We start from the raw sequence: 26574 nt of genomic DNA on the forward strand, positions 1-26574 counted from the left end.
AAATTAGCCTTACTAACGGCCCCGACCAGCACGCCTATGCTTCATAGTGACCGTGGTTTTCAGTACACCTCGATAAGCTTCAAGAAGCTCTTAGAGGGCAAGATCGTACAGAGTATGTCTCGAGTGGGCAGGTGCATTGATAACGGCCCCATGGAATCCTTCTGGGGAACTCTTAAATGCGAGAAGTATTATTTGCGTCGTACCTACCCAACCTTCGAAGAACTTCAAAAGGACATGGATGCGTACATTTATTTTTACAATAACGAGCGTTTGCAGGCAAAACTAAACGGCCTCAGTCCATTAGAATTCAGGACCAAGACCGCTTAACCGATTTTTATTATTTGTTATGTCTACTTGACGGGGTGCAGTTCATTTTAAGGTCAGTCTCTTTGGCTTATATGAATCTTGAAAATTGTAGCGGTTCTTGAATCAAGATCTTGAGGTTAGCTGTGGCACAGGCGTTTGAACGACTGTCTTGTTCTTGCCAGATCGCTTGGCGATATAGAGCGCAGCATCTGCTCCTCTGAACAGAGCTTCCTTGCCATCTCCTGTGGCATAATTTTGCAGGCCTATACTAATCGTGGCAGCTTTGGAATCCAACTCGGGATGCAGCGTTAAAGATAGTTTTTGGCGGATTTGCTCAGCTATTAAATACGATTGATCCATCGATTTATCGGCAAAAATAACGGCAAATTCCTCGCCTCCATATCGGGCAACGAAATCGTTGGAAGTGACGGTCTCCTTGATAATCAAGGCAACCCGCTGCAAAATAATGTCTCCCACCCAATGTCCGTAGGTATCATTAATATGTTTAAAATTATCGATGTCGAGAATAGCTACTTGCAGAGGAAGATGATTGCGTTCATTTTGTTCGATCAGCTTTTCCAAATATTCATGAAAGGTTTTATGATTATATAGATCGGTCAAAGCATCCATCTTGGATAACTTGTCCATAATAATCGTTTTGACGAGCAGCTCCTGCTTAGTTTGAGTGGTATGTCTCAGATTGTTAAGAAGTTCAATGCCGCTGCTTGTAATCGTCAATGCAATAACGGTTACCCCGACATAGAGAAACAGGATACCAATAATCTCGTTAGTTAGCATGCTTTCGCGGAGAGTCGGGGAAAGCAAATATAAAACCGTAAAGCTGAGAATGACCAGACAATAAGCAAGTAAAATTCGGTTCTTGTTAAAGGAGAGTACGGACGTGAGGATCGGGAATATATAAATAGCGGGTACGATGCCAATCGTCGGGTTCATATAAATAATGCTGGAGGCGTAAATAATCCCGGTTAGAATCAGAAGATCATCGTTATGAATCTTGCGAAAGCGAAACAGTATTTCGACGACTCCGGTAATGGCTGACAGCACCAAGGTCTGCATGACCAATATATAGAGAAACGTATAGGGAGCCGAGAACGTTTCGAGACGGTGAATCAGAAATTCCAGCAGTATGGTCAATACGATCGTTATCCAATATAAGTTGAGCATCTTTCGATAGGTTAGGCTTTTGTTGGCCAACTCCAATAATAATTGATTCATGATCGACTCCCATCGTTCAAATTAACCCTGAATACTAAATCCGAATACTACATATTCGTCAGCACAATGAGAAATCCTTCGTGTGCAGCTTGCTTTTAAAAAATGATTTTTTTATTTGTTCGCAGGTTTCAGTTGGCAAACCGAAACGGACAATGGTAAAATGGTGCGAGTGAGCTTTTTAGCGTTAAAGGCTTCTATGCACACGTTAACATAGGTGTTTAACTGTGTGGAGTCCAAATTGCACCAACAAATTTAGGAGGTATTTTATTTATGGCGGTTATTAATAAAGCGATCGAACAATTGTCTATTGATACGATTCGTACGTTGTCGATTGATGCGATTGAAAAAGCAAAATCCGGACATCCTGGTATGCCGATGGGTGCTGCACCAATGGGGTACGAGCTGTTTGCAAAATTTATGAATCATAACCCAGAAAATCCGACTTGGATTAACCGCGATCGCTTCGTATTATCCGCGGGTCACGGATCTATGCTGCTATACAGTTTGCTTCACTTAAGCGGTTATGACCTTCCTTTGGAAGAGCTTAAGAATTTCCGTCAATGGGGAAGTAAAACTCCTGGTCACCCTGAGGTTGGACATACAGCGGGTGTGGACGCAACAACGGGTCCTTTGGGTCAAGGCTTAGGTATGGCTGTTGGTATGGCGCTTGCTGAAGCACAAATGGGTGCTGTTTATAATAAAGACAAGTTCCGTGTAGTAGATCATTATACATACGTGATTTGCGGCGACGGCGACTTAATGGAAGGTCTTTCCTCTGAAGCAGCTTCAATGGCTGGACATTTAAAGCTGGGTAAGCTGGTCGTTCTGTACGATTCCAATGATATTTCGTTGGATGGCGAGTTGAACCTATCGTTCTCCGAAAATGTTATGCAGCGTTTTGAAGGCTATGGCTGGCAGGTGCTTCGTGTAGACGATGGTAATGACCTGAATGCTATTCAAGCGGCTATCAATGAGTCTCATACCGACTATCGTCCTACATTAATTGAAGTGAAAACAGTAATTGGTTACGGAAGCCCGAATAAAGGCGGCAAAGGCGGACACTTGGGACCGCATGGTTCCCCGCTTGGACTTGAAGAAGTCGTATTAACCAAAAAAGCATATGCATGGGAAGCAGAAGAAGATTTCTTCATTCCGGCTGCTGTGACTGAACATTTTGCTGAAGTAAAGAAAAAAGGTATTCAAACGAATGCTGCATGGGAAAAAATGTTTGCTGAATACGCTCAGGCTTACCCAGAGCTGGCGAAGCAATTCGAATTGGCCATTAGCGGCGATCTTCCTGAAGGATGGGATAAGGATATTCCAGAAGGTGCGCCTGCTGATAAAGGAACTCGTACAGCTTCCGGAATCGTGTTGAATGCGATTGCCAAAAATGTACCTTGGCTTGTAGGCGGATCCGCTGATCTGGAGTCCTCTACGATGACGCATTTGAAGGATCTAGGCGTAGCTACAGCAAAAAATTATAACGGTCAAAACATTTATTATGGTGTTCGCGAATTCGGTATGGGTGCTGCGGTTAACGGCATGCTGCTGCATGGAGGCTTAAAAGTATTCGGCGGTACGTTCTTCGTATTCTCGGATTACCTGCGTCCAGCCATTCGTCTGGCTTCCATCATGGAAGTACCGGCCATTTATGTATTTACCCACGACAGTATCGGTGTTGGTGAAGATGGTCCTACGCATGAGCCGATTGAGCAATTAGCTGCACTTCGTGTGATCCCGGGTCTAACCGTAATCCGTCCAGCAGATGGAGACGAGACAGCGGCAGCTTGGCGTTATGCGGTTGCGAACAAAAAAGGCCCTGTAGCCTTGATCTTCTCCCGTCAAGCAGCAGCAAAACTTGAAGGAAGTGTACAAGCGAAGGATTCGCTTAGCCGCGGTGCTTATGTATTGTCCGATGCGGATGGCCAACCACAAGCGCAATTGATCGCTACGGGTACAGAAGTACAACTGGCTATTGCTGCTCAGAAGGAATTGGCTGCAGAAGGAATTGCGGTTCGTGTCATCAGCATGCCAAGCTGGGAGCTGTTCGACAAGCAATCCCAGGAGTACAAAGATTCCGTTATTCTTCCTGGCGTTAAAGCACGTCTTGCTATTGAAATGGGACATTCCTTCGGATGGGATCGTTATGTGGGTGATAAAGGCGATGTACTCGGCATCAACCGCTTTGGCGCTTCAGCTCCAGGCCCGATTGTTATTAAAGAGTACGGCTTCTCAGTTGAGAATGTAGTAGCGCGTGTTAAGAACCTGTTAAAATAAGATAGTTATAGGATATACAAGGGTTTCTGTTTGAAGGATTGATTGTTAGCTTTGGTGAATCAGGATACATACAGGTATTATTTATGAGGAGGGGCTGCGGCTTTGTGTCAGCTCTTCCCCAAATAACTGCTTGTATGTATTCATATTTACCGGCTTTATTTCCATCGAACAGCACCTTATTTGCTTATAAAGGAGAATTTAACCGATGTCACAATTTGAGCAAGTGAACGTAATTAAAAAAGCGAATGTGTATTTTGACGGAAAAGTAACGAGCCGTACTATCGTATTCGCGGATGGTACCAAAAAAACGCTTGGCATCATGCTGCCAGGTGAATATGAATTTGGAACCGATGCCGAGGAAATCATGGAGATTCAAGCAGGAGAGCTTAGCGTACTGCTGCCGGGTACGACAGAATGGCTGCAAATTAACGGTACAGGTGAATTTACGGTTCCGGCCAATGCCAAATTCAAGCTGGAAGTCAAAACAGCTACAGATTATATTTGCTCGTATATTGCCGAATAACAGCTTGGGACAAGCTAGTCGTTCTTAAGTTAAAAAATAACAACAAATACCCTGTCGCGCACATAATGGGCGTTCGGACAGGGTGTTTTTGGAATCGTACGTTGCAGGATGAAGGATCATTTGTCTGCGGATTCGTAATCTCCGGATATGTAAGGATAAATAGCGATGTAATCTTCGATTTTTAGACGTACATAAGGAGCCAACCCAGATAACATACATCCGTAACGGAAGCTTCCGTTGTCGTTATCGATCCGAATGACCCGAGCTGTAATTGGAGGAAGATCGGCCTCCTGCGGGAAGTGGATGACGACGAACATGTCCATTGATAGCGGGAACGAGGATATGATCTGCATACCGCTCTCTGATAAATCATAAAGTTTGCCTTCTATGGTTTGTCCGCGAAAGGAGCCTTCCTGCTCCCATTGATGGACCGATAGAATAAGCGGAATGTCGATGTGCAAACGTGTTTTTTTGCGTCGTTCATATCCGGATGCCTGTTTGATTACGAGCGTTTGCATCCATTCTTCGTAGCATTGAACGATTGCACTCATATCCTGATCACCGAATCCTTTGGATAAACCGATCTGGAACAAGCTTGTCGCTGTTTTCTGCAATGGCAAGGGCAGCTGATAGCTATTGGATAGTTCACCTGCGAGCAGTAGATCCTTAAGCATTAATTGAAGTGAAAATTGCGTGCTGAAGTCACGGTTAATAATTTTGTCGCTTTTGGATTCGGCTTGCTTGCTGGATGCGCCGCCTGCGAGTACAGCTTCGACAAAACGCTCAGGATTCAATCCTGCTTTGGTTGCTATCGCCAGGCCTTCGATAAATCCGAGCAAATTGACTGCAGCTATTGTGTTGTGAGCGAGCTTCGCTGAGGAGCCGGAGCCTGTGGGACCCATATAAATGACCTTCGTTCCAATAGCTTCAAATAACGAACGTTGTCTGTCGAGTGCCGCCAATCTGCCACCTGCCATAAAGGCGAGTGTGCCATTCTCGGCTGCGGGTTTACTGCCTGTGACTGGTGCGTCAATAAAATCAACGGCGCGCTCCAACAAAGCATCATGAATCTTCCGGCTCGTTTCTGGCGAGATCGTGCTGCAATCGATAACCGTCTGGCCAGCGGACAGACCGTGAACAATTCCTGTCGCACCTAGAATGACCTCCAATACGGCAGCGTCGTCCTTGAGCATAGTCATAATGACGTCTGTATCCTGAGCAACTTCAACCACTGTGCTTACAGCAACGCCACCCAGAGCGACCACCTCTGCGGCCTTGTCAGCGGTACGATTGTAAACCTTTACAGAATAACCTTTGTTCAATAAATTCATTACCATGGGTTTACCCATAGTGCCCAGACCAATAAATCCTACCCTCATTAGCTAATCACCTCAGCTCTTATTGTAGCATTTCAAGCTGATTGAGGGAATGATGGACTTGCAATTTGGATCACACTTACAGTATTCTATCTTTATAAAATGATAATGATTATCAGGAGGATGACCAATGAGTAACAAGCTTAAGTTTGACTACAGCAAAGCTCTTTCTTTTATCCAACAGCATGAGGTTGACTATTTAACTGATCCCATTCGATTGGCTCATGATCAATTACATAACCAAACAGGTGCAGGCTCCGACTACCTGGGATGGATTGATCTGCCGGTTGATTATGATAAGGAAGAATTCGCTCGTATTCAACAATCGGCTAAGAAGATTCAGTCCGATTCTGATGCGCTTGTTGTTATTGGTATCGGAGGTTCATATCTGGGAGCAAGAGCAGCGATTGAAATGCTTACCCATTCTTTCTACAACCTGCTGCCTAAGGGCAAACGCAAAACGCCTGAAATTTATTTTGTAGGCAATAACATCAGTTCAACATATGTGACTCATTTGCTGCAGCTGCTTGAGGGCAAGGATATTTCGGTTAATGTAATTTCCAAATCAGGTACAACCACAGAACCTGCTATTGCTTTCCGTATTTTCCGTGAGCTGCTGGAGAAGAAGTACGGTGTTGATGAGGCCCGCAAACGGATCTATGCAACAACGGATCAATCCAAAGGAGCGCTGAAGAAGCTGGCAACAGCAGAGGGCTATGAATCCTTTGTCATTCCTGATGATGTAGGTGGACGTTATTCGGTGTTGACTGCGGTTGGCCTGCTTCCTATTGCTGCTGCCGGTGTGGATATCGAAGCGATCATGAAGGGCGCAGCTGACGCCAAGGAAGTATACAGTAATCCAAAGCTGGAAGAAAATGAAAGCTACCAATATGCAGCCGTTCGTAATGCACTGTACCGTAAAGGCAAAACAACGGAAATTTTGGTTAATTACGAGCCTTCCCTGCATTTCGTATCGGAATGGTGGAAGCAGCTGTTCGGAGAAAGCGAAGGCAAGGACTACAAAGGGATTTTTCCAGCGGCTGTTGATTTCTCAACGGACCTGCACTCCATGGGGCAATTCATACAAGAGGGGAACCGTACGCTGTTTGAAACTGTTATTCAGGTTACAGAAGCAGCGGAGCAAATTACGATCGGTACGGACGAGAATGACTTGGATGGCCTGAATTTCCTAAGCGGGAAGACGATGGATTTCGTTAATAAAAAAGCATTCGAAGGTACAATGCTGGCGCACACGGATGGTGGCGTACCGAATTTGATCGTCACGCTTCCGGATACAAGTGCATATACATTCGGATACATGGTCTATTTCTTCGAGAAAGCATGCGCAATCAGCGGCTATTTGATGGGTGTGAATCCATTTGACCAGCCGGGAGTTGAAGCTTATAAGAAGAACATGTTTGCCCTGCTTGGCAAGCCTGGATACGAGAAAGAGAAAGCAGAATTGGAAGCAAGACTGACTAAGTAGTGTTTATATGATATGGACCAAGCGGCCCACCCTTAGCTTATTGATGGGTGTGCTGCTTTTTTGCAAAGTGGGCCAAGAGGCAATAAGAAGGAGGGAGTCTGCTGATGCTGGCTCAGTATAAAACGGTCAGAGGGCCGGGAGTCGATGAGATGGTGATCAAGAAATCCCGGTTTATTGGACATGCGAGGCCAGTAGCTTCGGAGGAAGAGGCGGTACGGTTTATCGAAAGCATCAAACAGCAGCACAAGCTGGCTAACCACAACTGTTCGGCTTACATGGTCGGGCAGCGGGATGAGATTCAGAAGCAATCTGATGATGGGGAGCCAAGTGGGACAGGTGGTCGACCGATCTTGGAGGTCATTAAGAATCAGGGCTTGAAAAATGTCGCTGTTGTGGTTACCCGTTATTTTGGCGGTATTATGCTTGGGGCAGGCGGACTGATTCGTGCGTATACCGATGGAGCCGTTATCGGCATCGCTGCAGCCGTCCCGGTCTATCAGGTGCTGCATCGGGAAATACGGGTGGAGATCGATTATACATGGCATGGCAAGGTGGAGAACGAGCTGCGCGGCCGTAAAGTACTTGTTGAGGACACACTTTTTACGGACAAGGTGACGCTGATCTGTCTGCCGACCGCTGGCGAAGCGGATCTGTTTGCAGGCTGGCTACAGGATGTTACGCAAGGTCAAAGCCTGATTACAAAGGGAGAAGAACGCTACATAGAGCATCCAGCAGGGTCCCAAGATGAGGCGGACTTCACATAGGGATTAGACCTCATTGTCGATTTTTGTTCTTGCTTTACCTTAATTAAATGATAAACTATGAATTGTTAATAGTTTCCTGAAAGTATCCATAGAGAGCGAGTGAATGTGTTGGCCAGAAAAGCAGTAGCGCAAGAGCTTAGTCGTGAAAGGATTCTGGATGGAGCACGGCAGCTTTTTGTTGAACACGGATATCAAACTTTGACAATGCGCAGTATTGCCCAAACCATGGGATATAGTCACGGGGCGTTGTATTATCATTTTAAAGAAAAAGCGGATTTATTTTACACATTAGTCAATGAGGATTTTAATATGCTGCTGAACCGTCAGCGGGAGATGCTGGCTCGCAGCCGAATGGGTGATCTCGGGCAATTGCAGAAGCTGATGCAGGAGTTTATCAGGTTTGGTCTTGAGAATCCTTATCATTACGAAATTATGTTTATGATAAACGATCCGGAGATGCAAAAATATTCGCGTACCGAGCAGGCTGAATGTCTGGAATTATTCGCGACAGTGGTGCGCTCCGTTATTTCCCGTCAGCCAAATAATGAATCGAAGATGTACAGCCTGCCCTGGAGTCTATTTATGTCGATGCATGGATTCATTTCTTATAATATTCATTACAAGCAGTCCTATGAGGATGTTAAAAAGCTGGCTGAGCAGCATGTAAAGTTTTTGAGTCAAGGCTTGTTAAGCTAGACCCTTCAAATAGTGAATAAAACTACAGGACAGCCGTTGTCTCCGCTACGTAGTACTCTTATCCAGACACTCCGACTGCGCAGGCACAGCTGTCTTTTACGTACGTGTAAATTGGACTAGCACATTACGTTGACGAGGACCATCAAATTCGCAAAAATAAATACCTTGCCAACGACCCAGAATCAGACGGCCGCCCGCGACAAGCACGGTTTGTGAAGAGCCTACAGTGATTGCCTTGAGATGCGCAGCCGTATTGCCTTCGGCATGGTGGTACTGGGGATGCTCCCACGGATAGACCTCATTAAGACGCATGAGCACGTCTCTTTTTACATCAGGATCGGCGTTTTCATTAATCGTAATGCCTGCGGTGGTATGAGGGCAATAAATGATAGCGGTACCATCCTCTATCGCCTCTTGCTTTAAGAGCTTGACTATGTGTGTAGTCATCTCGATTATTTCGTCGCGGTGATTCGTTTGAAGATGTAAGGTATGAATCAAACAATCTCCTCCTTGTTAGCCTTTGTCATGCGTGTTCAATTTCCATTATAAACGATCCTCGGTATCATCACAAAACGTGGTATAATAAACGAATGACTACAAGAGGACAGGTTAGCCTACTGGTGAGCTAAGTCGGGAAAGGGTGACAAGAGCTATGGATTTAACGGAAAATACGTTGGCAAACACGGAAATCATGATGGAGGAAATTAAAAGAAAGCTGCGAATGGCAACAGGAGCTGCATTGAAAGCATCCTCATTGAACGACAATCAATATGAGGATTTAAAGGACCTGTACGAAATGGTAGCTGCTAAATCGCAATTCAGCATTAGTGAAATCGAAGCGATAACCGTCGAATTAGGCCGTTTGCGTAAGGCGTAGGGGGACAGCTGTACAAGCAAGTGGGTGTTGACTTCCATACTCTATAGCGTAGCCTGAGACGCGGTAAAGCCGTGCAAACTCGGGTATGGCCAAAGAATGGAGGTAGATGCACATGCGTCCAACGATTCTCAAGAAGGATGTTCAAAAGCTTCTGGGCAAGAACATCTACGCAATCAAAAAAGACGGTACAGCCGTAAGCGGCAAGCTGGTCCGCATTAGCGGAAACCATTTGATCGTGGCTCCGAAAAAAGGCAAGCAAGCAAGAGTTTCGGCGTTAATACCACTTGTATTATTCGATTTGTTAGCTGTCGGTACGGCCCCTTTTGCAGGTTATGGTGGTTATGGTGGTTACGGCGGCTACGGGGGGTATGGGGGAGGGTACGGGTACGGAGGCAATCCTTTTTTCTTCTAAAATTATTGAATAGGCCTGGCGGCCTCCATATGGAGGCAACCAGGTTTTTTTATGAATACCTGCCAGAACAAAAATAAGAACCCATCATTATGGGCTCATTAGTTAACACTATTAGTTGTTATGGGGAGAGGGGCGGAAAGGGTGCATGAACATTTTAGGAATCGCTGTTTCAAAACGAAGCAGCTCCCCCTTGGTCGGGTGTATAAAAGCTAAAACACGTGCATGCAAACCGAGTCGGCTGATGATTTTGGATTTGGAACCGTACTTTTTATCACCGACAACCGGATGCCCGATGTCCTCCATATGAACACGGATCTGATTTTTACGGCCTGTTTCCAGATGAATATCCAATAAAGAAAAGTTACCGTTGGTCTGGATTAATCGGTAATGGGTTATGGCCTGTTGTCCGTCATTGGGGTATTGGCTGGAGTACATCTTAAGCGTGCTGCTTTCTTTGAGCCATGAAGTAATCGTGCCTTCAATTTTTCGAACTTTGCCCTCCACCAGAGCTGTGTAAGAACGCTCCTTGACCATATCCTGCCAAGCATTTTGCAAGGTTTGCTGAACCTTCTCGCTCTTCGCGAATACCATCACGCCTGAAGTATCCCGATCCAGTCGGTGAACGATGAAGATCCGGTTGCGCGGATTTTCCTCACGAACATGCATGGTAAGCTGGCGATAGGCTGTGACCTCGTCCTCTCTGTGTGTCGCGGAAACCGACAGAATCCCGGAATCCTTGTTAATGACAATGAGATCTTCATCCTCATGCAAAATGGTGAGTCCCAATATAGGCGAAGCCTGTGCGGATTTATCTTTACTAATACTTACGATGTGCCCGGGCTTGAGTGCAAAATTGTAGGTGGTTAAGGTCCGATCATTTACGGATACTTGTCCACGGGCCAATAGGGATTTAACTGAATTACGTCCCATATGGGAGAGGTGCTCTAATAGAAAAGTCAGCAGCTCTGCTGGCTCCGCAACCTTGAAGACGATAGGCTTGGATGGGCCCTTATGTGAAGCAGTCTGCTTTTTAGGGATATTTGATTGGTTAGCTGGACGGGGATTCCGACTTGCACTTCGATTAGCTTTGGGTGGTTTACTCATTTGGTTGTTGTCGCTCCGATTCATTGGTTTATTCCGTTTATTCCATTACTATACCATGTTCGGCAGGGCGGGAGAAGGCATCTGCATAGTTGTATCATTTTTTGACATAATGCACGCTCTCTATGCATAGAATAAACTTTACCGGGAATCATAGAGATAGATGGAAAGCGGTAAAAGAAATTTAAGTTAACAGAGTGTTCACACTAAGTTAATACTGTCTTCATCTTGGTAGCTTAAACTTAGTACGTAGACAACAGCATGAAACAGGAGGGAAATTAATGATTTTATATCAAATGGCCAAAAGAATGGAGCAGAGAAAGCGACTCCAGCATACGATTGAGCAATCCGAGGGCATTATGGCTGAACAGCTTGTAACGCAAAAAGAGCAGGTTGAAGCTCAGCTAATCACGCAGGCGAACTACTGGGCAGAAGAAGGCAATGACGAGTTCATGTTAAGCGCGATGGTTCCTGAGGTTGGCGGCATTCAAACAAATACAGCAGGCTTGTAGCGAGAAATGGAATGTACCTTACGAGGTGTTCCATTTCTTTTTTTTGTGTTCAGCATCTTTTCCGTGTAAAATAGGGTTGCATGAATCCTGTAAAGTAAAAGAGGTTATTTCGCATGAAAATCGTATTATCGACACTTAACGCCAAATTCATCCATACATCGCTTGCCCTCCGGTATTTAAAAGCTTTTTGCGGAGACGATTTTAACATAGACATTACGGAGTATACGATCAAAGATCCGGCGATGAATATTGTCTCGGATTTATTTCAACGTCAGCCTGATGTGGTCGGCTTCTCCTGTTATATCTGGAATATCGAAGAAACAATTACCGTGATCAGTATGCTGAAGAAGATTAATCCTCAGCTTATTATTATTTTGGGTGGTCCTGAAGTCTCTTATGATACGGATTATTGGATGGAGAGATTGCCACAGGTAGATTATATCGTAATGGGTGAGGGTGAAGAAACCTTTCATCATTTGCTGAAGGAAATTAGCGGAGATCGTGCCTTCTATAGTGTGTTTGGAACGGCTTATCGCAAAGAGGGAAGAGTGCTGATCAATCCGCCGCGCCCAAAGCTAAAGCTGGATGATATCCCGTCACCGCACCGATTTGCCGAAGATATTCCTAGCTTGGCGAATCGTGTCGTTTATTTTGAAACCAGCCGCGGCTGCCCGTTCAGCTGCCAGTTTTGCTTATCCTCGATTGAAGTAGGCGTTCGTTATTTTGACATCGACCGGACCAAAAGCGACATTCTGTATTTGATTGCATCTGGTGCGAAGCTGATTAAATTCGTCGATAGAACCTTTAATATCAAACGCGATTATGCGATGGACATCTTTGAATTTCTTATTAACAACCATCAGGGCTGTGTGTTCCAATTTGAGATTACAGCGGACATTATGCGGCCAGAGGTATTGGAATATTTGGCGCAAAATGCACCGCCGGGTGTGTTCCGTTTTGAAATTGGCGTACAGTCCACGAATGATTTGACCAATGGGCTTGTGAAGCGGCGACAAAATTTTGCTAAGCTGTCTCGAACGGTGACAATGGTTAAGGAAAGCGGCAAGATCGATCAGCATCTGGACTTGATAGCCGGCTTGCCTGAGGAGAATTATAATTCCTTTCGCAAAACATTTAACGATGTGTTTGAACTCGGACCTGAGGAGCTACAGCTCGGATTTTTGAAAATGCTTCGGGGTACAGGCATGCGTGCCGATGCCGAAAAGTACGGTTATATGTATATGGATAACGCACCTTATGAAATTCTTGGCAACGATATTTTGCCATTCTCCGATCTCGTTCGGATTAAACGGGTTGAGGATGTGCTTGAAAAATATTGGAACTCCCACCGTCTGGATCATACCGTGAACTATTTAATCCGGGAGCAGTTCCCGTCGGCATTTGATTTCTTCCAGCAGTTTGGCGACTATTGGGAATCCAGGGGCTGGCAAAAAATCGGCCACCAGCTGGAGGATTTGTTTACCCGTCTGCGTGCGTTCCTGATTCATCGGGGAACCCAGCGGATGGATGTCATAGAGGGGTTAATGAAGCTGGATTATTTCCTCAACCACAAGTACAAGCCTCGTAAAATTTGGTGGGAATTCACACTAAACAAAGCAGCGCAAAGTGATTACTTACGTCAGCTTGTCCTTAATCCGGAAGCTGTTTCCGATGCTTATGCGGCGCTTGGTATAGGGGAAAAGGACATTCATAAGCATGTGATGATCGAGGTGCTTCCGTTCCGACTGGATACGTATCTGGAAACAGGCGAGCTTATCACTGATGCCGAGCAGCTGCTCATCATTTATTTCCCGCCGGATACTTCAACTCGTGCGATGCACTTTACGTTATCGCTAGCATCGGCGCAAGCGATGTAAGCAGGAATCCGTTATTTATAACCAATACGACCAATACGATCAATAAAAGGCAGTCAAAACTAGCAAGTGCAGTGAAGAACGAACGCAGCGTGACTTCTTCACCGGACTTCAGGTTCAGACTGCTTTTTGCGTTGTTATTCCAATATCGCAAGCAGATTGGGATTGGTTAGAAATTCAAACATCAGTTTAATTTGGGACTCCGTATTTCTATCAGTAGAAAGGTTCGGCAGCTGATTTTTGGGGAAAAAATCGATGCCAGTCGTTTCTATTCCGGTCGTTGGAGCTCCTCCAACGATCTCGCACCGAATAAAGATTTTATAATAATGGTAAGGCTGAGGAGGATGCGGATGTTTGGTGCTGTCAAAGATAGCTAGCAATTTCGTAGTCTTCACCTCATATCCAGACTCTTCCTTTATTTCCTTTATCACATTTTCAGAGGGCGATAGTCCTATATCGCAAAAACCACCGGGTAACGACCATCTATCATTATTGCTTTCCTTTACCATTAAAATTTGCTCATCTTTAAAGACGACTCCGCGAACATCTGCTTTTGGTGTTTGAAAGCCAGTTTCATTCGTAAATAAGTCGTTGATTTTTTCCATATGTAGTCCAGTATAGGCTTGCATAATTTCTGCACTAATATTTCGCAGCTCGGTGAACCGTTCAAGATCAAAGGGATCTTTTGAAAAGGTTAATCCCGCTTGAGACAAAAATTGTATTCTTTTTGCCCAATCCAGCCATTGTAAGCTCATTATATACACCTCACATTATCCCATAATGTAGTAATGCCTTCTAAAAGACAAATAAAAGATCATAATTCAGAATAACGAAATTTGTTAAACCGTATATAACCAAGGCAAATAAACATCTGAAAGCCATGTACAAGAGGCCATTCAGATGTTTTGTTTGTTTTGAATACATAAATATGAATTAAGGCAGGTAGCTTCTTAGAACCGTCATGGATCCCGTAAGCGTATATTCGCCTAAGCTGGCAGGTATCAGATAACATTCACCCGGTTTAACTGGCTGCTGCTCCTCCTCGCCCCATTGGATCGTTCCCGTTCCTTCGCAGATCACGTGAATGATGAAGCTTTCTGGAGTGGTTTGCAGCTTCCATGATTGTTCAACCTTGCCCTTCTCCGTAATGAAAAATGGGGATTGAGCCAAGGTCAGCCATTGATTGGACGATTCCAAAGCGGTTTTCATAAAAGTAGCTCCAGAATTTGTATAAGCAATGACATTCAAGGAGTCCTCGATATGCAAGTCACGAGGCTTGCCGTCCAGACCCAAACGATTGTAATCATACAAGCGGTACGTGCTGTCGGAATTTTGCTGAATTTCTGCGACTAATACGCCTGCACCCAACGCATGTACAGTACCTGATGGAATGTAGAAGGAATCGCCGGTTTCAACTGTAATTTCATTCAGGGCATCCATAATGCGGTTTTCGCTGATCGCTTGGGCCAACTGCTCACGGGTAACCCCTTCGTTCATGCCATAAATAATTTTGGCTCCTGGTTTTGCGTCCAAAATGTACCACATTTCCGTTTTGCCAAGCTCCCCTGGCGGCAGCCCTTGATAAGTATCGTTCGGATGAACCTGAACGGACAAGTCGTCCTGACAATCCAGCAGTTTAATCAACAGAGGGAACCGGCCGTTCTTCTCGGAAAATCCCTTACTGCCAAAAAAAGCCTGACCGTATTGTTCACGAACTTCATCCAGGCCTAGGCCTTTTAGAGGACCATTAATAACTTGGGTCGTGCCGTTGGGATGATCGCCAATTGCCCAAGCTTCTCCAATAGGGCCTTCCGGTAATGTTAATCCGAATTGCTCCAGTGCCCGGCCACCCCACACACGTTCTTTCAATTCCGGTTGAAATAATAAAGGATATGGTTTCATTTGGATTTCCTGCTTTCTCGCATGACTTCTGTTATATATGGATATGTAGCCTACCATGCATTATATCAATCCAGCTTCAGCTTTTCTACCGCGACCAAATAGGGTGGATGGTTTCTTTGGTTCATGAAACGATACTCCAGCACCTGAAACTGTTTTTGCGGCAGCTGTTCCGCCCAGGAGCGAACGGCAGCAGCTTCTTCCTCGCCGCCTTGATGTCCCGTATAAAGCACGATTGTCAGGATGCCGCCTTTTCTTAAGGACGCCGCGGCAGCCTGCAGTGCGGGGATTGTAGCGGATGGTGCAGTAACTGCCTGATGATCGCCTCCAGGCAGATAACCGAGGTTGAACATAACCGCTCCAATCCTGCGCTGAGCTGCTTCTGGCACCCGGGATTCCAGCTCCGCATGACTGCACAAATGCAGCCGGACATGTGAATAGTCCGGCTGCTCCTGGTCTAAGCGTTGTTTAGTTGCGTTAATCGCTTGCTGTTGGATATCAAAGGCATGTACAGTGCCTTCATTGCCTACAAGCTTGGCGAGAAAAAGCGTGTCGCCCCCATTGCCGGCGGTCGCATCGACTACCGTTTCTCCGGGTTGCACAAGCTGCTCGACCAGCTTGTGGGAATAGTTAAAAATAGATAACAAACCTGACCCGCCTCCATGAATTATTTTTTGCTGGCCAGCCAGCTTGCCAATGCTTCGACCTCATCGGTTTTGATCATATCTTTAAAGGCTGGCATTACCTTGCCGCCTCCATTGATTTTGGCGATTAATTCATCCTTGCTTTTTTTAGCGCCTATGGCGGAAATATTGGGTCCCATACCACCCTGCAGTTGATCACCATGACAGGCCATACAGTTGTCCTTAAACAACGTTTCTGCTTTTGCCGCAGTAGCGACGACGACCGGTGCCTTCGTTTCCGCAGCAGGCTTAGAGGTCTCCGCAGGCGCAGGAGCTGGTGCAGGCGCCGCTTTGGGCTGCTCTTGCACGGGCTGAGCTTCGCTCTTCACAGCTGCACCGTTCTCCGGCTTCGCTGGTTCCTGAGCGGCTGGCTTGGCCTCTTGCGTTTGTGTCGCGGCTGGTTTGGCCGCTTCAGGTGTCGCTGCCTTCGGCTGCTCTTGTGCCGCAGCTGGTGCTGGCTTGGCTTCGACCGCCGGCGTGGCTGGCTTTGCAGACTCCGGCGTTGGTGCCGCGGGTACCTTCGGAACCTCAGGTGTGCCGCTTGCCGCTGCACTGCCTGTGCTTGCGCCGCTTGGCGTGCCGGCTGGCGGTTTAACCTCGGCCTCAGCCTTCGGCGGCGTTACAGCCGCGCTTGAGGTTGCTGCGCTCGGGGTAGAGCTTGCCTGCTGCTGTGCGGCAGGCTTGTTACTGCTGCAACCGCCAATAACCAATACGGCAAGCATACATGTCCAGACAAACAAGGTTCGTTTATTCATCCACATTGCTCCTCACAAGTTATTAAATTCATGTTCAGGTTGGAACCTGTAACCATAGTGCCTACTTACGTAACGTTCAGCAGGTGCTATTCGGTTCAACCTCACATGTAAATAATGCTAGGAGCAGGTGGATTTTATTTATAAATCACGTTTCTTATAAAAGGAATTTTTTCCCTTGGTACGTATCCCGATTTCGCAGCTCCGCATCAATAGCGTTAAGCACTTCCCATTTTTTTAGACTCCACATCGGTCCTATCAGCAAGTCGCGCGGCGCATCTCCCGTAAGCCGATGAACAATCATATCTTGGGGGAGCAGCTCTAACGTATCAACCACAAGCTTGACATATTCGTCCTTTTCCAAAAACCGCAGCAGCCCTGCATCATACTGTTTCACCATCGGCGTTTTGCGCATGAGATGCAGCAGGTGGATTTTAATGCCTTCCACGCCCATAGCTGCGACGGCTCGACCGGTTTCGAGCATCATCTCATGTGTTTCACCTGGAAGGCCATGAATAATATGGGCGCAGGTGCGTATGTTGTGTTTTTTTAGTTTGGCTACTGCGTCGGTGTAGCACTGCGTATCATGAGCGCGATTAATCAGCTTTGAGGTCGATTCATGAACGGTTTGCAGGCCCATTTCTACCCATAAATACGTGCGTTCATTCAGCTCAGCCAAATATTCCACAACATCATCCGGCAAACAATCGGGTCTTGTCGCAATCGATAAGCCGACAACTCCAGGCTGCTGTAAAATCACTTCATAATACTCCCGCAGCTCGTCAACAGGCGCATAGGTGTTGGTATAAGCTTGAAAATAACCGATATACTGCGCTTCAGGCCATTTTTTATGCTGAAGGTCGCGAATTTTGTTGAATTGAGTAACCAGATCATCGCGGCGGCTTCCTGCAAAATCTCCGGAGCCACGTGCACTGCAAAAAGTACAACCTCCTGTGGCAATCCCACCATCCCGGTTAGGGCAAGTGAATCCCGCGTCAAGCATTACTTTAAAAACCTTGGTGCCAAACTGACGGCGCATTTCTGTATTCCATGTATGAAAACGTTTGTCTCCCCATTGAACCGGGAACGCTGTTTCCTGAATTTGATTCATACTATAAGACTCCTTCTGGGCAAATCCATAAATTCAATCAGCTTTATTTTAACGCATATTGAACTGGTTTGCGAACATTTCCCATAGCAAAAGCCCCCTGCACGATCAAAGAATACTTCATGCTCTAATCGACCATGCTACCTTTGTACCAAACAAAACAGTTTGAAGGGAGAATCACTCGATGAACAAGTTTAGCAAGCTGGTAATGGTGTTGGCCCTGACTTCAACTATGGGGTTCGGTACTCAGGCATTTGCTGAAATGGGAGTCAACAGCTCGACCACAGGCAACAGCGGTACCGGTACATTAAATGCTTATGGATCGGGATCAATGACAGGTACTGACGGAACGGGGACAACAACAACAGGAACTACGACCGGAACAGGAGCCTATGGGACGGGGATGGGAACGACTACTGACACAACCGGAACCTATGGAACGGGCACAACTGGCACGGGTACGACAGGGTATGGAACTAATGGAACAGGCACAACGGGTTATGGAACCGGAATGGGCACAACAAGTTATGGAACGACTGGAACAGGCACAACTACCGGTTCTTATGGATCTTATGGAACAGATGGAAGCACGACAAATACAACAGGTACAGGCACTACCAATTATGATGGCAATACGGTAGGCAACAAAGTGAGTAACAAGGCACATCATTTGCTCGACCGAATGAACACTTACAGCAATACCAATGCGAACACCAATGGATATGGCGGCAATTATGATACTTATAGTTATCGGGCCAATGCAGATACAACAACGAAAGGAACAAACTGGGGCTGGTTGGGATTGCTTGGTTTGTTAGGTCTGGTTGGGATGCGCGGCAGCAATCGTAATGAATCAGACATTAAATAATAATGACATGAAATAAGATCTTACACGAGAAGACTGGTTGCCTTCATAGCTGAGGGCAGCCGTCTTTTCATAAACGATCTATTTAGAGTATAATCATTCCTGAACGGTTAAGTTCGTGATGCAAGATAATCGTAAGTTTACAGCCGGAGGATGATTATGCGTTTACGTGGAAGAAAAGGAATTCGAGAAGCATTAATTGCACAGCCCGAACTGATTATTCTGGAGCCTGCCACTTATAAGGGAAAATGGAGCTCGTTATTTGGCAATAATAATCCGATTCATGTTGAGCTTGGGATGGGCAAGGGCAAATTTATTAGCGAATTGAGCTATCAAAACCCCGATATCAATTACATAGGTGTTGATATGTACGATGAGCTGCTGCGCAGGGCCGGTGAAAAGGCAGAGCTGGCACGTGCCGCTGATGGAGGCAATCTGGATAACCTGAAGCTGGCTTTATTTAATATTGAAAAAATCGAGGAAATATTCGATAGCAATGAGCTGGAGCGTATTTATTTGAATTTTAGCGATCCTTGGCCTAAGAAACGACACGCCCGCCGCCGATTGACACATGCTGGATTTGTTCGCAAATATATCGAGATATTGAACGAAAAGGGTGAAATTCATTTCAAAACTGATTCACGTTCTCTATTCGAGTTTTCGTTAAACTCTTTTGCCGACATGGGCTTGCGCATGCGCAACATTTCGCTCAATCTGCATGGTGAAGGGGTTCGTACCGATTTGGTACTAACCGAATACGAAACCAAATTTTCCGAACAAGGTGTCCCTATTCATCGGCTGGAAGTGGTTATTGGGAAACAGGCAATGGAGCGTCATCTGCAGCAATTGGCTGAGCTGGAACGCACTGAGGAGTAGCCACATAGCCTCCTGGCAGCGATTATGCACATAGGCAGGATATAAAAAGCATGCACACTCTCCATCAAGGAGAACGTGCATGCTTTTTATAGCTGGAGGAGAACATATTTAGGTAGGACTCACGTTAACCCGCAGCATCTCCATAATAGCTTGTGAGCAATCGGCTGGATGATAGTCGTGGCTATGTGAGGCAGAGTTCGAGCGAGCTTTGGACAGCTCGGAATACCGATCAATCAGCTGTTGAAACCATCGATCAATGGTGGCGTCCGATTTAATTGGTTCTCCGTACCCATGCTGGGTAAAATAATCCATATTCTCTTCTTCCTGTCCGGGAATCGGTTGATAGAATAACATCGGTATCCCTTTGGACAATCCCTCGGTACAGGTCATTCCCCCGGGTTTTGTAATTAGTAAATCGGAAACTTCCATCCATTTATCGACTTCTCGCGTAAAACCCATCAATCGAATATTTTCATGCTGAAACCGCTCATCATGGGATAATTCATCAAGCGCCTTATCGTTACTGCCGAGACAAATAATCAACTGGATCTTTTCCCGCCAGCCCGTGAAGTGGTTCAACGAATCCTTCGTGTTCATTAATCCCCAACCGCCACCCATAACAAGAACTGTCGGCATAGCCTTTAAGCCAAATTGAGAACGCAGCTCTTCACGATTGTGAGGCTCCCAGAAATTCGGGTGGACAGGGATACCCGTCACCTGAATAGCTTCAGGCTGCACACCACGCTGCAAAAGCTGATCTCTAACGTTAGAGGTGGATACCAAATATTTGTTAACCTCAGAGCTTATCCAAGTACCGTGCGCATCATAATCCGTAATCACTGTACACAAAGGAACATTTAAGCCAGCTCGCTTTAATCGTGAGATCACTGCATTGGGAATCGGATGCGTACAAACGATCGCATCGGGCCGAAGCTGATGAACAACAGCAGCTGTCTGTGCATAAAAAATTCGGTGCAGAGCCAATTGAGCAAAACGGTTTAAAGACTTTTTATACTGGGAACGGTACATGATCCCATACAGCTTGGGCTGTGTGGTGACGGTTTTGCGGTAAGCAGTAAGTATCCAAGGAGCCAAAGTTGGATTGAGAAAGGAGCCGAGCTCCAGTACACGTGTCTGGATATCGGGTGAGAGCATACGGAGACTGACTGAAAGTGCCTGAGCAGCTTGAGTATGCCCAGCTCCAAAGCCTTCGGATAATAACAAGACCCTTTTTTTACGCATATGCGTTTCACCATACCTTGTGACAATTGGATTTACACAATTTTAACATTAATCATTTTGAATCCAAAAAGCAACTATGTGAATAATACGACAACTCCAAATGCTGCAGCGGTTCCAATGATACAGCCTACCAGACAGTCCGATGGATAGTGCAGGCCCAGATACATACGCGATATGCCCACTAATGATGCAATAGGCAGTAAAATCATGCCTAACCAAGCGTTAGCGTAGAAAAGCGGGATTGTGATGGAAAAGATGGCAGTTGTGTGTCCTGAAGGAAACGAATGATCCGTTAATGGATTGTTGTATGTATTCGTATCCTTGAGAACAAGATAAGGTCGAAGCCGCGGGTAGTTTTTTTTGAAAAGGGCAACCGGCACATGACTTGCCGCTAAGGCGATACAGCTCTGCAGACCTGCCAGACGATAGCTGTTTTGACCAAACAGGCTTAAGGAAAGGGCGGCAATTATTGTAAAGGTCGCGCCTCCTAAATGGGTAATCAAATTAAAGAAGCGGTCTAGATAGGTGCGTCGCATCCTTTTGTTAATCCATAGAAACAAACGGTTCTCGTGCTGCTGCAGCCAGGACACAATGCGATTCATTCTAGTCACCTCCTGTTTAAGAGTATATAGGATGCCCCAATCGAGAGGTAAGACTCAAGATCAAAAAGGGGACTTTTTGAATAACCTTTATTATCAGCATATACATATCTACTCCTTAGTATAAACTTCGTTTGTTAATGGAGTATTAACCTCATATAAACACCATTTAAACAAATGGGGGGCGGCGCGGAGCAATGGGAGACGTGCAAAATTTGTGCAAGCAGTAGAATTATTGTATCATGAAAGCTGTATATCCACCCCAAATCGCAGGACAGCGCCCTGAAAAAACTTGAGAAAAGCTGCAATCTGGTCAATAAACAAAATGAAAATCGTTGATAATCGATGAAAAGCTGGAATAAAGCATGGATGACAAAGAACACGACCCTAATTCCTTATAAATCACTCATAATTCATAAGATCCGGCGTATTCCGGCTATAAGGTGCTTTTGACAAAGTATAGGAAAGAGAGGAAAATCATATTCGGTCGTCTGGAAAAAAATATAAACCAACGAAGCTTATACATGCCTAAGCATGATAGACAGAGAAAACTTTGGGGTACATAACAAAAAAGGGGGATTTAAAATGCTGGACAATGTCATACTGGCTATTCAGGTTGTCTTGGCGCTGATTGGGGTTTATCAGCTCTTTTTGACGTGCTTTGGCTGGTATAAGGCCAAGGCTAAGCCGCAATTTGCACCACAAAAATCATTCGCAATACTGGTCGCCGCCCATAATGAGGAACAAGTGGTCGGTGCGCTGATCGATAACTTGAAAAATCTCGATTATCCGAAAGAATTATATGATGTATTCGTTATATGCGACAATTGTACAGACCGCACAGCCGATATTACACGCAGTATGGGGGCTTATGCATGTGAACGGCATAATCCGAAGCTTCGCGGTAAAGGCTATGCGATTGAATGGATGCTGAAGGAGCTTTGGAAGAAGCCCCGTAACTATGATGCTATTGTCATGTTCGATGCGGACAATCTGGTCAACCCGGATTATTTGATCCATATGAACAATGATTTGTGCAATGGCTCTAAGGTTATTCAGGCTTATTTGGATACGAAGAACCCGAATGATTCATGGATTACAGCTGCTTATGCCGTAACTTATTGGTATTGCAATCGTCTTTGGCAGCTTCCGCGCCAAAATCTCGGCTTGGCTAACTTCCTGGGTGGTACAGGAATGTGCTTTGAGACCAAGCTGCTAAAGGAAATAGGCTGGGGAGCTACCAGTCTGGTTGAGGATCTGGAGTTTACTATGCGCTGCGTACAGCGCGGAATTAACCCTACGTTTAATTATGATGCAAAGGTATTCGATGAGAAGCCGCTGACGTTCAAAGCTTCCGCCAAACAGCGTCTTCGTTGGATGCAAGGACATTTTGATGTAGCACGCCGTTATTCCTTTCCTCTGCTCTGGCAGGGTCTGAAGGAAGGCAGCTGGTCGAAGCTTGATACAGGCTTATATGCATTAAACGTATATAATGTGCTGATCGGTTCGGTGGTAACTATAGTTTTGTGGACTGATAGAATTATGCCGGGAATGCCCTTCCTCAAATCATTATTCGATTACTCGCCACCGGTATTTATGACGATCGGGATATTAAGCTTTATTCAATTCCCGCTTGCGCTTATTATTGAAAAAGCAAATTGGAAAACCTATCTGTACTTGATTCCGTTTCCGCTGTTTATGTTATCTTGGTGGCCAATTACCGTCTATGCGTTCTTCACGCAAAATAACAAGCAATGGAGCCATACCGAGCATACGCGTGTCATTCGGTTGGAGGAAGTTCAGAGCAAGCAGGTTAGCTAATTAAGCAATTGACTTTACTATGAGCAATATGTTATGATGACCTAGTTGAAAAAGAAGAGGCGCCCGCTTCTCACCTGACTGACCTTGAGTTGGCTGGTTATAAAGCTAGAGTGAATGTGAATTTGGTGTTTGATCACTTAAACTTTAACAGACGTGGGCGTTCGCTGCCCGCGTCTTTTTTAATTTTAATCCATGGAGGTGGCAAGTTATTAGTACAGAGCATTTAATTAACGAGGATATTCGAGTGAAGGAAGTACGCTTAATCGGTGGGGACGGAGAACAACTCGGAATCAAACCTATTCGCGAAGCACTTCAGATCGCACAGGATGCCAATTTGGATTTAGTTAATGTTGCTCCAACGGCTAAACCGCCGGTTTGCCGGATTATGGATTACGGGAAATTCCGCTATGAAACACAAAAGAAAGAAAAGGAAGCCCGTAAAAATCAAAAAATCGTTGAACTTAAAGAAGTTCGCTTGAGTGCAACAATCGATGAGCATGACTTTCAAACGAAGCAGCGCAATGTTGTGAAGTTTTTAAATGAAGGCGATAAAGTGAAGTTGAGTGTTCGTTTCCGTGGCCGTGAAATTGCCCATGCAAGCATAGGGCAAAAGGTGCTGGAGCGGATGGCTGCCGAAGTTGAGGAACTTTCTATCGTCGAGCGTAGAGCTAAGCTTGAAGGTCGCAGTATGATTCTGATTTTGGCACCTAAGCAGCAAGCATAAATTTGAAGGAGGACTCCACACATCATGCCGAAAATGAAAACACACAGCAGCCTTAAAGGCCGCTTTAAGATCACAGGTACAGGTAAAGTAATGAGATACAAAGCTCACAAAAACCACTTACTGTCCGCAAAATCCAATCGTCAAAAACGCGTATTGGGCACGAATCCGGTTATGGCTGCTGGTGACGTAAAACGTTTGAAACAGCAATTGGGCAACATCAAAGGCTAGTTCTGCATCTTTATCCCACTTAAATTTCTGGAGGTAATGAAATATGGCAAGAGTAAAAGGCGGGTTCGTAACTCGTCGTCGTCATAAAAAGATTTTGAAGCTGGCAAGAGGTTATTTTGGTTCCAAGCATCGTTTATTTAGAACAGCAAATCAGCAAGTAATGAAATCCTTGCTGTATGCATACCGTGACCGTCGCGCGAAAAAACGTGACTTCCGCAGACTTTGGATTACCCGTATTAACGCTGCAGCTCGTATCAATGGCTTGTCTTACAGCAAGTTCATGCACGGTTTGAAGCTTTCCGGTATCGAAGTCAACCGCAAAATGCTGGCTGATCTGGCTGTTAACGATCTGAACGCATTTAACGATTTGGCTACTGCAGCTAAACAAAAAGCGAATGCTTAATTCATACCATTAATTTAAAACGCGTTTCCCTAAATTTGATTTGGGGAAACGCGTTTTTTTTTGTTGTTTCAGAACCTGATCGTTAGCTCTAAAAAAGAGAAGGATATTCATACTTTTTTAACAACTGATCATGAATCCATTGTAACTTAACTATATTCTAATATTTGCTTAATTATTTTAAAAACTATATATGATATCATAAATATATGGTGTTGCATAGAGAAAATTACCTAAATAATGGATTTGATCTTTATTATGGATTTTATGTATATGATTTTAAAGAAATCAGGTGAGTGGCTATGAATATCATATTGCTATCCGGCGGTTCGGGAGTCAGGCTTTGGCCACTTTCTAGTGAACAGCGTCCCAAGCAATTTGTTCCGTTTTTCAAAGACTCAAGCGGCCAGCCGGCATCGATGCTTCAGCATGTGTGGAGCCAGCTCAAACATCGCAACCTACATAAATCTACCGTTATTGCGACCTCGGTCGGTCAGCAGGAGCTGATACGAGAGCAAATAGGTCGTGGAGTCGATTTGGTGCTTGAACCCGAGAAGCGTGATACGTTCCCAGCCATTTTATTATCTGTTGCTTATTTATACTCCCATAAAGGTATTTCCAGAGATGAACCTGTTGCTGTTATGTCTGTTGATAGCCGAGTCGACGATTCGTTCTACGATGCGCTTCTCAAGCTTCCCGAAGCATTGGACAGCACAAGAGCTCATGTAGCATTATTGGGTGTCAAGCCTACATTCCCATCTCAAAAGTACGGCTATATTTTACCGGAGGCAAACACAGACAATTCGTCGATCATGACCATAAAACAATTTTATGAAAAACCAAATGCTCAAGATGCAGCACTTTATATAGAGCGTGGCGCGTTGTGGAACTGTGGTGTCTTCTGCTTTAAGGTAGGTTTTCTTCTGGACTTACTAGCTAGTATGGGGCTTCCCGAAACGTATGAAGAGCTGCTGCTTGTATATTCCCAGCTAGAGTCACTAAGCTTTGATTATGCGGTTGTAGAACGGGAGAAGAACATTGCAGCGATCACGTACACGGGTTCGTGGAAGGATATGGGGACCTGGTGCACATTGACGGAGGAGCTGAATGAGCCGCTGGTGGGCAAAGGCGTTCTCGGCAGCGATAACAGTCAGGTTCATATTATGAATGAATTAGATATTCCAATTGTCGCAATTGGACTTTCAAATATAGTGATTGCCGCGAGTAAAGAAGGAATTTTGGTAAGTCAAAAAGGATCAGATGCGCAGCTTAAAGACGCCATTCATCTACTGAAGGAAAGCACGCTGCCAAAGAGTGACGGCATGGAGGCTCACAGTCGGTTGGTTGATCGCTCCGTGTTTGCAGATGGTACGATAGTGACCACGAAAAAGATTCATTTGAGGCCGGGGATGGAACAATCGTTTGAACCCCTAACAGATGGCAGACAGCAAATTGTTTCCTGGACGGTTATGCACGGAAGTCCGAGGGTAATTAAAAATAATGAAGATATCGTGGTATCGAGTGGTTGGAATGTTGTATTGGAAAATTGTGATAAGGCAGTTATTCAAGCGTTGGGTTATGTTGATCTCTTGGAAATAACAACCATTACAAAACAATAAATAGAGACTTTAGCCGGAGGTGGATGACTACGATGAAAGAGAGAGCTGTTGCAAGAGAAAAGAGATCCCTGATCGGGTATGATCCTGTAAAAGTAGAAGCCTATATCCATTCTCTGCAACTGGAAATCAAATCTCTGGAGAGACGACGTCGGGAAGATCATCAGGCCTATATGATTCAAAGCACAGAGCTGCTTAATGATGTGGATAATTTGAAAAAGAAGGCCCTTGAACTCGAACAAATGGAAATGAGTTTAAAACAATGGATTCAACGAAACCAGTAAAAGCACTCGGTTTAGCTTGGCTGGGCCTCCGTAAAAG

At 45.2% G+C, this 26574-nt stretch carries 29 protein-coding genes and 1 other annotated feature; of the genes, 18 read left to right on the top strand and 11 right to left on the bottom strand.

The features are described from left to right. Window positions 1-327: IS3 family transposase (locus tag BM210_RS18270; RefSeq protein ID WP_143101066.1), on the top strand; the 327-nt coding region annotated here is incomplete at its 5' end. 102 nt (window positions 328-429) lie between these two features. Here the strand turns inward: BM210_RS18270 and BM210_RS18275 are convergent. Next, window positions 430-1542: a GGDEF domain-containing protein gene (locus BM210_RS18275; RefSeq protein WP_091171096.1), complete on the bottom strand. Its 1113-nt coding sequence runs from the start codon at window positions 1540-1542 to the stop codon at window positions 430-432. A gap of 270 nt (window positions 1543-1812) precedes the next feature. Here BM210_RS18275 and tkt point away from each other — a divergent pair, with 270 nt between their 5' ends. Further along, window positions 1813-3819 carry a transketolase gene (gene tkt / locus BM210_RS18280; RefSeq protein WP_091171099.1) on the top strand — a complete coding sequence of 669 codons (2007 nt, stop codon included), beginning with the start codon at window positions 1813-1815 and terminating at the stop codon, window positions 3817-3819. A 205-nt stretch (window positions 3820-4024) separates the two neighbouring features. After that, a complete protein-coding gene (locus BM210_RS18285; protein WP_091171101.1) occupies window positions 4025-4342 on the top strand; it encodes a pyrimidine/purine nucleoside phosphorylase in 318 nt (105 codons plus the stop codon). Between the two features lie 116 nt (window positions 4343-4458). Here the strand turns inward: BM210_RS18285 and BM210_RS18290 are convergent, their stop codons facing one another. Next, window positions 4459-5721: an NAD(P)-binding domain-containing protein gene (locus tag BM210_RS18290; RefSeq protein ID WP_091171102.1), complete on the bottom strand. Its 1263-nt coding sequence runs from the start codon at window positions 5719-5721 to the stop codon at window positions 4459-4461. A gap of 127 nt (window positions 5722-5848) precedes the next feature. On the opposite strand from BM210_RS18290, the gene BM210_RS18295 reads away from it, so the two are divergent. From BM210_RS18295 to BM210_RS18305, 3 genes are all read left to right on the top strand, one after another. After that, a complete protein-coding gene (locus BM210_RS18295) occupies window positions 5849-7204 on the top strand; it encodes a glucose-6-phosphate isomerase (protein WP_091171104.1) in 1356 nt (451 codons plus the stop codon). A 104-nt stretch (window positions 7205-7308) separates the two neighbouring features. Further along, window positions 7309-7968 (top strand): YigZ family protein, encoded by a 660-nt coding sequence (locus BM210_RS18300; protein ID WP_091171106.1) that lies wholly within the window; start codon window positions 7309-7311, stop codon window positions 7966-7968. 108 nt (window positions 7969-8076) lie between these two features. Further along, window positions 8077-8664: a TetR/AcrR family transcriptional regulator gene (locus BM210_RS18305; protein WP_091172492.1), complete on the top strand. Its 588-nt coding sequence runs from the start codon at window positions 8077-8079 to the stop codon at window positions 8662-8664. A 96-nt stretch (window positions 8665-8760) separates the two neighbouring features. Here BM210_RS18305 and BM210_RS18310 read toward each other — a convergent pair whose 3' ends face one another. After that, window positions 8761-9162, bottom strand: a complete 402-nt coding sequence (locus tag BM210_RS18310) for a secondary thiamine-phosphate synthase enzyme YjbQ (protein WP_091171108.1) — start codon at window positions 9160-9162, stop codon at window positions 8761-8763. A gap of 154 nt (window positions 9163-9316) precedes the next feature. On the opposite strand from BM210_RS18310, the gene BM210_RS18315 reads away from it, so the two are divergent. Together BM210_RS18315 and BM210_RS18320 are read left to right on the top strand one after the other, a co-directional pair. Next, window positions 9317-9541, top strand: a complete 225-nt coding sequence (locus tag BM210_RS18315) for a DUF1128 domain-containing protein (RefSeq protein ID WP_091171109.1) — start codon at window positions 9317-9319, stop codon at window positions 9539-9541. Window positions 9542-9653: 112 nt separating this feature from the next. Further along, complete coding sequence (locus tag BM210_RS18320) at window positions 9654-9953, top strand: 50S ribosomal protein L33 (RefSeq protein WP_091171111.1); 300 nt, start codon at window positions 9654-9656, stop codon at window positions 9951-9953. Window positions 9954-10064: 111 nt separating this feature from the next. Here BM210_RS18320 and BM210_RS18325 read toward each other — a convergent pair whose 3' ends face one another. Then, window positions 10065-11057, bottom strand: coding sequence for an RluA family pseudouridine synthase (locus tag BM210_RS18325; protein ID WP_256223769.1), 993 nt, complete (start codon window positions 11055-11057; stop codon window positions 10065-10067). Between the two features lie 278 nt (window positions 11058-11335). Between BM210_RS18325 and BM210_RS18330 the strand changes: the two genes are divergently transcribed. Together BM210_RS18330 and BM210_RS18335 are read left to right on the top strand one after the other, a co-directional pair. Further along, window positions 11336-11566 (top strand): hypothetical protein, encoded by a 231-nt coding sequence (locus tag BM210_RS18330; RefSeq protein WP_091171114.1) that lies wholly within the window; start codon window positions 11336-11338, stop codon window positions 11564-11566. A 113-nt stretch (window positions 11567-11679) separates the two neighbouring features. Then, window positions 11680-13443, top strand: a complete 1764-nt coding sequence (locus BM210_RS18335) for a B12-binding domain-containing radical SAM protein (RefSeq protein ID WP_091171115.1) — start codon at window positions 11680-11682, stop codon at window positions 13441-13443. Window positions 13444-13577: 134 nt separating this feature from the next. Here the strand turns inward: BM210_RS18335 and BM210_RS18340 are convergent, their stop codons facing one another. From BM210_RS18340 to BM210_RS18360, 5 genes are all read right to left on the bottom strand, one after another. Continuing rightward, window positions 13578-14195, bottom strand: coding sequence for an NUDIX hydrolase (locus BM210_RS18340; protein ID WP_091171117.1), 618 nt, complete (start codon window positions 14193-14195; stop codon window positions 13578-13580). A gap of 178 nt (window positions 14196-14373) precedes the next feature. Then, window positions 14374-15342, bottom strand: coding sequence for a type I phosphomannose isomerase catalytic subunit (locus tag BM210_RS18345; RefSeq protein WP_091171118.1), 969 nt, complete (start codon window positions 15340-15342; stop codon window positions 14374-14376). A gap of 65 nt (window positions 15343-15407) precedes the next feature. After that, a complete protein-coding gene (locus BM210_RS18350; protein WP_256223773.1) occupies window positions 15408-15986 on the bottom strand; it encodes a tRNA 5-(aminomethyl)-2-thiouridylate-methyltransferase MnmM in 579 nt (192 codons plus the stop codon). A 20-nt stretch (window positions 15987-16006) separates the two neighbouring features. Next, the gene (locus tag BM210_RS36105; RefSeq protein ID WP_143101067.1) at window positions 16007-16777 is read right to left on the bottom strand and encodes a c-type cytochrome; all 771 of its coding nucleotides are present in this window, start codon (window positions 16775-16777) and stop codon (window positions 16007-16009) included. Window positions 16778-16931: 154 nt separating this feature from the next. Continuing rightward, window positions 16932-17885: a tRNA modification radical SAM protein MnmL/YtqA gene (locus BM210_RS18360; RefSeq protein WP_091171123.1), complete on the bottom strand. Its 954-nt coding sequence runs from the start codon at window positions 17883-17885 to the stop codon at window positions 16932-16934. A 181-nt stretch (window positions 17886-18066) separates the two neighbouring features. On the opposite strand from BM210_RS18360, the gene BM210_RS18365 reads away from it, so the two are divergent. Next, window positions 18067-18750 (top strand): WGxxGxxG family protein, encoded by a 684-nt coding sequence (locus BM210_RS18365; RefSeq protein ID WP_091171125.1) that lies wholly within the window; start codon window positions 18067-18069, stop codon window positions 18748-18750. 156 nt (window positions 18751-18906) lie between these two features. Continuing rightward, window positions 18907-19623 carry a tRNA (guanosine(46)-N7)-methyltransferase TrmB gene (trmB, locus tag BM210_RS18370; protein WP_091171128.1) on the top strand — a complete coding sequence of 239 codons (717 nt, stop codon included), beginning with the start codon at window positions 18907-18909 and terminating at the stop codon, window positions 19621-19623. A 108-nt stretch (window positions 19624-19731) separates the two neighbouring features. On the opposite strand, the gene BM210_RS18375 is transcribed toward trmB, so the two are convergent. Beyond that, window positions 19732-20865: an MGDG synthase family glycosyltransferase gene (locus BM210_RS18375; RefSeq protein ID WP_091171130.1), complete on the bottom strand. Its 1134-nt coding sequence runs from the start codon at window positions 20863-20865 to the stop codon at window positions 19732-19734. Window positions 20866-20939: 74 nt separating this feature from the next. Further along, window positions 20940-21467 carry a phosphatase PAP2 family protein gene (locus tag BM210_RS18380; RefSeq protein ID WP_091171133.1) on the bottom strand — a complete coding sequence of 176 codons (528 nt, stop codon included), beginning with the start codon at window positions 21465-21467 and terminating at the stop codon, window positions 20940-20942. A 582-nt stretch (window positions 21468-22049) separates the two neighbouring features. On the opposite strand from BM210_RS18380, the gene BM210_RS18385 reads away from it, so the two are divergent. From BM210_RS18385 to BM210_RS18410, 6 genes are all read left to right on the top strand, one after another. Beyond that, entirely contained in the window at window positions 22050-23285 is a 1236-nt protein-coding gene (locus BM210_RS18385; protein ID WP_091171136.1) for a glycosyltransferase family 2 protein, read from the top strand. A gap of 45 nt (window positions 23286-23330) precedes the next feature. Further along, window positions 23331-23473 (top strand) — a sequence feature (ribosomal protein L20 leader region). 20 nt (window positions 23474-23493) lie between these two features. Further along, window positions 23494-24009: a translation initiation factor IF-3 gene (gene infC / locus BM210_RS18390; protein WP_076229691.1), complete on the top strand. Its 516-nt coding sequence runs from the start codon at window positions 23494-23496 to the stop codon at window positions 24007-24009. 24 nt (window positions 24010-24033) lie between these two features. Continuing rightward, a complete protein-coding gene (gene rpmI / locus BM210_RS18395) occupies window positions 24034-24237 on the top strand; it encodes a 50S ribosomal protein L35 (protein ID WP_076229692.1) in 204 nt (67 codons plus the stop codon). Between the two features lie 43 nt (window positions 24238-24280). Next, window positions 24281-24640 carry a 50S ribosomal protein L20 gene (gene rplT, locus BM210_RS18400; RefSeq protein WP_091171139.1) on the top strand — a complete coding sequence of 120 codons (360 nt, stop codon included), beginning with the start codon at window positions 24281-24283 and terminating at the stop codon, window positions 24638-24640. 299 nt (window positions 24641-24939) lie between these two features. Then, window positions 24940-26256 (top strand): sugar phosphate nucleotidyltransferase, encoded by a 1317-nt coding sequence (locus tag BM210_RS18405; RefSeq protein ID WP_091171142.1) that lies wholly within the window; start codon window positions 24940-24942, stop codon window positions 26254-26256. 32 nt (window positions 26257-26288) lie between these two features. Further along, window positions 26289-26537 (top strand): hypothetical protein, encoded by a 249-nt coding sequence (locus tag BM210_RS18410; protein WP_091171145.1) that lies wholly within the window; start codon window positions 26289-26291, stop codon window positions 26535-26537. Window positions 26538-26574: the final 37 nt, after the last annotated feature.

Source organism: Paenibacillus sp. 1_12 (assembly GCF_900114475.1).
Taxonomy (GTDB): Bacteria; Bacillota; Bacilli; order Paenibacillales; family NBRC-103111; genus Paenibacillus_S.

Coding starts and splice junctions, on each gene's coding strand:
- BM210_RS18285 (WP_091171101.1), top strand. CDS start 4,025: ATGTCACAATTTGAGCAAGTGAACGTAATTAAAAAAGCGAATGTGTAT.
- BM210_RS18290 (WP_091171102.1), bottom strand. CDS start 5,721: ATGAGGGTAGGATTTATTGGTCTGGGCACTATGGGTAAACCCATGGTA.
- rpmI (WP_076229692.1), top strand. CDS start 24,034: ATGCCGAAAATGAAAACACACAGCAGCCTTAAAGGCCGCTTTAAGATC.
- BM210_RS18405 (WP_091171142.1), top strand. CDS start 24,940: ATGAATATCATATTGCTATCCGGCGGTTCGGGAGTCAGGCTTTGGCCA.
- rplT (WP_091171139.1), top strand. CDS start 24,281: ATGGCAAGAGTAAAAGGCGGGTTCGTAACTCGTCGTCGTCATAAAAAG.
- BM210_RS18325 (WP_256223769.1), bottom strand. CDS start 11,057: ATGAGTAAACCACCCAAAGCTAATCGAAGTGCAAGTCGGAATCCCCGT.
- tkt (WP_091171099.1), top strand. CDS start 1,813: ATGGCGGTTATTAATAAAGCGATCGAACAATTGTCTATTGATACGATT.
- BM210_RS36105 (WP_143101067.1), bottom strand. CDS start 16,777: ATGAATAAACGAACCTTGTTTGTCTGGACATGTATGCTTGCCGTATTG.
- BM210_RS18335 (WP_091171115.1), top strand. CDS start 11,680: ATGAAAATCGTATTATCGACACTTAACGCCAAATTCATCCATACATCG.
- BM210_RS18375 (WP_091171130.1), bottom strand. CDS start 20,865: ATGCGTAAAAAAAGGGTCTTGTTATTATCCGAAGGCTTTGGAGCTGGG.
- BM210_RS18320 (WP_091171111.1), top strand. CDS start 9,654: ATGCGTCCAACGATTCTCAAGAAGGATGTTCAAAAGCTTCTGGGCAAG.
- BM210_RS18360 (WP_091171123.1), bottom strand. CDS start 17,885: ATGAATCAAATTCAGGAAACAGCGTTCCCGGTTCAATGGGGAGACAAA.
- BM210_RS18315 (WP_091171109.1), top strand. CDS start 9,317: ATGGATTTAACGGAAAATACGTTGGCAAACACGGAAATCATGATGGAG.
- BM210_RS18345 (WP_091171118.1), bottom strand. CDS start 15,342: ATGAAACCATATCCTTTATTATTTCAACCGGAATTGAAAGAACGTGTG.
- trmB (WP_091171128.1), top strand. CDS start 18,907: ATGCGTTTACGTGGAAGAAAAGGAATTCGAGAAGCATTAATTGCACAG.
- BM210_RS18275 (WP_091171096.1), bottom strand. CDS start 1,542: ATGAATCAATTATTATTGGAGTTGGCCAACAAAAGCCTAACCTATCGA.
- BM210_RS18365 (WP_091171125.1), top strand. CDS start 18,067: ATGAACAAGTTTAGCAAGCTGGTAATGGTGTTGGCCCTGACTTCAACT.
- BM210_RS18385 (WP_091171136.1), top strand. CDS start 22,050: ATGCTGGACAATGTCATACTGGCTATTCAGGTTGTCTTGGCGCTGATT.
- BM210_RS18300 (WP_091171106.1), top strand. CDS start 7,309: ATGCTGGCTCAGTATAAAACGGTCAGAGGGCCGGGAGTCGATGAGATG.
- BM210_RS18380 (WP_091171133.1), bottom strand. CDS start 21,467: ATGAATCGCATTGTGTCCTGGCTGCAGCAGCACGAGAACCGTTTGTTT.
- BM210_RS18295 (WP_091171104.1), top strand. CDS start 5,849: ATGAGTAACAAGCTTAAGTTTGACTACAGCAAAGCTCTTTCTTTTATC.
- BM210_RS18410 (WP_091171145.1), top strand. CDS start 26,289: ATGAAAGAGAGAGCTGTTGCAAGAGAAAAGAGATCCCTGATCGGGTAT.
- BM210_RS18340 (WP_091171117.1), bottom strand. CDS start 14,195: ATGAGCTTACAATGGCTGGATTGGGCAAAAAGAATACAATTTTTGTCT.
- BM210_RS18330 (WP_091171114.1), top strand. CDS start 11,336: ATGATTTTATATCAAATGGCCAAAAGAATGGAGCAGAGAAAGCGACTC.